This is a genomic window from Mesorhizobium sp. M7A.F.Ca.CA.004.12.1.1, from assembly GCF_003997835.1.
GTDB lineage: Bacteria > Pseudomonadota > Alphaproteobacteria > Rhizobiales > Rhizobiaceae > Mesorhizobium.
Genome location: NZ_RZRK01000388.1, coordinates 1 through 5,792, shown reverse-complemented (window position 1 = coordinate 5,792; position 5,792 = coordinate 1). Strand labels below are relative to the sequence as shown.

Below are 5,792 nucleotides of genomic sequence, written 5' to 3'. Positions count from 1 at the left end.
CCCATATACATGTTAGATGGTTGATAGTTATACTTGTTTTGACGGAAACGTATCCGTAGATAATAATATGTTTACCGATGTATACGCCTATGGTCCGTATTGTCACAAATTTTACATAAATATAGACTCGTCGCGGTTTCGTGATCGCCTTGCGCCCAAGAATTTTCGGATGTACGTTAGCTTGCGGTCAATTAGCCATAGATGATGTTTGAGGGGGCAAAATGAACATTTTGTCGAGGCCAGCTTTTTTTGAAGCATTTCAGAAGAGATTAGCCAGCAAAGAACAGACACCCGTCCCTGGCGTATTTGGCCGTTGGCTGGCAAGTTCGCTGTTGCGGCGCTCGCCGGGGCGAGCCCGACGGCCCAGCAAGACATCAGATTTGCCGAACCTGGCACTTGAAGCGCTTGAACCGCGTTATCTGCTGTCGGCCGACATCTTGCCTTTCGCAGTCGACATGAACGACTTGGCCGGCGCCGACTATTCGCTGCGCTATGACAATCTGATCCAGGCGATCCAGATCTATGACAACAAGTCGGACACGCTGATCGACCAGCGCAACGTGCAGCAGATCGACTATATCGTGGTGCGCGGCACCGACGCCGACGACAAACTCACCATCGACTTCGGCGAAAACTTCCTGGCGGCGCTCGACGTGCGCTTCGACGGTGGTGCCGGCAACGACACGCTTGCCATGACCGGCGGCAGCTTCGACGCCGTGCGGCTGGCGACCGACACCGGCCTGTCAGGTAGCATTACCGCGCAAGCCGGAGCGTTGACCCATAGCATTGGCCTGGCAAACGTCGGCGCGGTCGAGGACGATACGACGGCCAGCCAGCGCATTTATGCCGACACTTCCGGGCAAGCGCGGGTGATCCGCATCGGCAGTTCAGATGATTCCAATGACGGTCTGTCGGTGCTTGACGCTGGAACATTTAACAATTTGATCGCCTACAAGTTCGCAACTCCGGCGGTCTCGCTGACCGTTGACGCGGGCGCGGGCGACGACAGCTTTGTGCTGCGCGAGATCGACCCTGCTTTGGCTGGCAGGGTGGTGTTGAGCGGCGGCGCCGGCAGCGACGCCGTGGTCGGCCCCCCGCGGGACACCGACTGGCATCTCACTGGCGAGGGTTCAGGTGATGTTGCTGGGGTGTCCTTCGTTACGGTCGAGAACCTGATCGGTTCCGCTGGCAACGAGGACACCTTTTTTGTTGGTGCGGCCGGAAGATTGAGTGGCGTCATGGCTGGCGGCGACGCTGGCTTCGACAGCATGGTTCTCGACGGCGGCACCTTCGCCTCGGTGAAGTATGCAGCTACTGGCCAGACGTCGGGCACAATCACGCGTGACGGTGTCGTGCTCCGCTATGACGGGCTCGAACCGATCATCGACAACAGTGTCGTCGCGGACCGGGTCATCACAACCAGCAATGCCGACGATGAAGCGACTCTGACCGACAATGGCGCGACGCTGACGCTGTCGTCGGATTCTCTTATTTCGACATTCGAGTCGATCACTTTCAACAAACCCAGCACCAGCCTGACCATCAATCTCGGCGATGATCTGGGCATTCCGATTCTTTCAAAGGATACCTTGACGATCAATGCGGTGAACCTCGGTTCAACCGCACTCATCATCAATGGCCAGGACGGCAAGGACGAGGTGACGATCTCCGGGACGCTGACTGCCGGCGCAGTTACCGTCAATGCCGAGAAGATCAGCGTTTCCAGCACCATAAACGCCAGTTCGATGACCCTGACAGCAGCGGCGGCGGACGATGGAAAAATCACGGGTGGCGCGTATTTCGCGACCCCGGAGGCGATCATCGACCTGAGCGGCGCCACGATCATCGTGACGGGCGCGGCTCAATTCACTGCAACCGCGACCGCCAATGTCGAGGCTGAGACTTTCGAAGTTGGGCCGCTCGCGGGTGTCATCGCGACGATCCTGCCCGAAGCGCGGGTCAAGTTCAGCAGCACCAATGTGACCGCGGCCAGCCTGTCGGCGTCGAGCACCGTAACCGTCACGCTGACCGCGAAGGACGAGTCCGACGCCGGTTCCGACAACGATGAAAAGAAGGATGCAGCGGTTTCCGTCACCGTTCTGGTCAGCGACGCGATCACCGAAGTGCTCGCGGGCAGCGTGCTCAGCGTCTCGGGCGCGGTGTCGCTGACTGCAACCAGCAACTTGACGATGACCACCGAGGCCGATGGCGGTAGCGGCGGCAAGGGCGCAAGCGTTGCGGTTTCAGAAGTCAATGCGACGACCCGCGCCAATGTCTCGGGCGGTTCGACGATTGGCGCGAATGCCGGCGATACACCCAATTCGATCGCGCTCGGCGCAACGCTGATCAGCAATATCACGACGATCGCCAAGTCGACGGCAGGCGGATCGGACCAAAGTGCGGGCGGTGACAACGAATCCGAGGAGCGCCTGAAGGACCCCAATAAGGACGGCATCACGTCCGACAAGGCGACGACCAGCAGCGGCGATATCACCTTTGCCGGCGCGGTGACGGTGTCGGATTATCGGCCGACCACCGAAGCCTTCGTTCAGGCCTCCACCCTCACATCCGGTGGCGCGATCACGCTGACCGCGCAATCGACGGACAAGGTGACGGCGACGGCGGACGGCACCAACACGAACTCTTCCTCCAACGGCGCTACCGGCATCGGCGTTGCAGTAGCGCTGAGCATCGCCGACGTCACGACGCGTAGCTATCTCGGCGGCGCCTCGTCGCTGTCGGCGAGCGCGGTGTCATTGAGCGCCACGATTGCGGCCGGCGACAGCTTCATCGCCCAGGCGACTTCCGGCGCCGGCGAGGGCTCCAAGACGCAGGTCGCGGGTTCGCTCGCCATCAATATCGTCATCACCGAGGCTTCCGCCGACGTCGCGGCAAACGCCTCGATCAATCTGAATGGCGCGGATCTGTCGCTCACCGCCAACTCCACCACCAACGTCGTGACCGATGCGGTTCCCGACGACGCGAGCGGCGCCGCGGGCGAACTCGGCATCGGTGGTTCGGTCGCCCTGACCATCGTCGACAATTCCACCTCGGCGTCGATCCGCGACAACGCGACCATCGTTGCCGGCGACGCTATCACCATGATTGCGACCGGCAACCATACAGCTGCCACCAAGGCAGAAGCGGGCGCGGAAGGCGGCGATGTTGGCATCGGCGGTGCGGTGGCGATCGACGTCATCGACAACAACACCGAGTCGTCAATCGGTTCCGGCGGCGAACTCGACATCACCGGCAATTTGTCGGCCAGCGCCAGCAATCACGGCGTGAGCACGACGCTGGCCGATGGGGATGCCATCGGCTCGACGGCAATCGGCGCGGCGATCGCGCTTGCCTTCGTGGACAACCGTGCGTTCTCGACATCGAACCGCAATCTTCGTTCGAACGGATCGATCAGTCTGTCGGCCGCCAATGACGGTTCCAGCAAGGCGGAGTCGATTGCGAGTGCCGCTGGCGCCGAGAAAGACGAGGACGGCAACACCAAGGCCGACGAGCAACGGGACAAGGAAGTCGGTCTGGCCAACAGCAAGTCGAATGATGGCGACAGCGCCAGCAAATCGGCCAACAGTTCAGGTGGAAGCGGCGGCGGCGATGTCAGCGTCGCGGCAGCGCTTGCCCTCAATGTCTCGTCGTCACTGGCGGTGGCGTCGATCAATGACGGGCGCACGGTTGTTGCCGGTGATGGCGCTGGCGTCGGTGAACTCAATTTACAATCGTCCAACAATATGGACGCGACGGCGAAAGCCGATGGCACCGCAAAGACGAGCGACAGCGGCACCGCTGTCGGTGTCGCAGTGGCGATCAATATCGCGACGATGCGCAACGAGGCGTCGATCGGGGCTGGCAGCATCATTACGGCCGACGGGGTGAAAGCCGAAGCCAAGATGAAGAACGTCGGCGGTGACGTGACGCATCGTTTCGGCGCCGAGTCGACCTCCGGCGCCAGCGGCGGCGATATCGGCGTGGCCGGTTCGTTCGCGCTGAGCTTCGCCGATACCGACACGCTTGGCGTGATTGGTCTCGACCATGCCGATCAGCCAGCAAGCGGCGCCGCGACGGTTACATTGACCGGCGGCAATGTTCTGCTCACGGCGATCAACACGACTGTAACCACAACGACGGCGACCTCCTCCGGGGCCGGAAGCGGCTCGGGCAGCGTCGGCGTCGGCGCGTCGATCGCGCTCGGCATCGGCTTGAACACCACGTTTGCCGGCATCGAGAACGGCGAGACGGTTAGCGGGACGACCGGCAATTTCACCGTCACCGCGACATCCAATGATACGCTGACGACGACGGCCAAGGCCGGCGCCGAGGGCGCAACCGGCATCGGGGGCGCGATCGCTGTCGCCTATTTCGACAACGACACGGATGCGCACATCGGCACCGGCGGCGGCGCAACGATCACGCTGACGGGCAATTTGGCCGCGCAAGCGTCGCACACCGGTACGGTTCACACGCTTGCCGATGGCGAAGCCGCCGGCAGCAGCGTCGGCGTTGGCGCGTCGATCGCGCTGAATATCGGCGAAGTCACCAACGACGCTTTCCTCGGCCGCAATTTCCAGAACGTCGGCACGGTGACGATCACCGCGACCTCGATGCTCGACACCAAGGCAGAGTCCAAGGCGAGTTCGAAGGGCCAATCCACCAAGAAGTCCGATGGCACAACGGACAGTGCCAGCTCCGATCAGGAGACGACCAACCAGACCGAGATGGCCAAGAACCAGAGCGGCGGCACCAAGACGCCCTCGCAGAGCGGCGGCAGCAGCCTTGGCCAGGCCGACAGCAACAGCAATGCGCAGACCGGCAAGGGCACGCAGGGCGGCAACGGCTCCGGCGGCACCAATGTGGCAGCGACGATCGCCGTCAACTTCCTCGATGCGGACAACCAGGCGCAGATCGCCGGCGATGTGACGATCGCCGGCACAGGCGCGATGAAGGTCGAGGCGATCAGCACGACCGACGCGCGGGCATTGGCCACAGCGACGTCCACGAACACCAGTTCCAACACCGGCGTTGCCGCGGCGATCGGCCTCAACATCGTGCTGCTGGACAACAATGCGATGATCGGTTCAAACGCCGATCTGACCGCCGGATCGATCGAGGTCCGCGCCGCGACCGGCAATGGACAAAAGAACACGTTCCAGGCGCGCGCCCTTTCCGGCGCAGTGTCGAAAAACACCGCGGTCGGCGGCTCGGTTGGCGTCAACTATCTTGATGTCGACACGCTGGCATCGGTCGGCGACAATGTCGATCTCGACGCCAACACCGGCAATATCGAGATCGGCGCCGTCAGTCTCAATGAAATGCAGAACCTGGCCGGCGGTGCGGCTTTGAGCACCGGCAGCGGCGGTGGCGGCGTGGGTATCGCGGTCACCGTCAACATCGTCAACGATCTCAACACCAAGGCGCAGACCGGCATCAATCTCGACGCTGAAGCGCAGGGCGCGATCAACGTCACCTCGCATGCCGAACTGCTGCCGATCTCGGAAGACCTGCCGGTCATCGGCTCGTTGGCCGTCACCAGCTTCGCCGCCGGCATCGCCGGTGCGTCGGGCGGCTTTGCCGTCGGCGGCTCGTCCAGCGTCAACGTGATCTTCATGGAGACGCACGCGTCGGTGAACGACAACTCCGACCTCGAAGCCGGAACCGGCATCAAGATCGAGGCGACGGACCTGCTGACCGTGGTCAGCGGGGCGGGCGGCATCGGCCTCACGCTGAACGGCAATGCCGGCGTCGGCATCGGCCTGGACGTGCAGGTGATCACGCGCAACACC

Annotated in this window: 1 protein-coding gene; it reads left to right on the top strand. The window is 62.3% G+C overall.

Annotated elements, in window-relative coordinates; translation table 11 throughout:
• Positions 1-380 precede the first annotated feature (380 nt).
• The coding region (locus EN984_RS20165) for an LEPR-XLL domain-containing protein (protein WP_164765545.1) at positions 381-5,792 on the top strand (5,412 nt) is incomplete at its 3' end.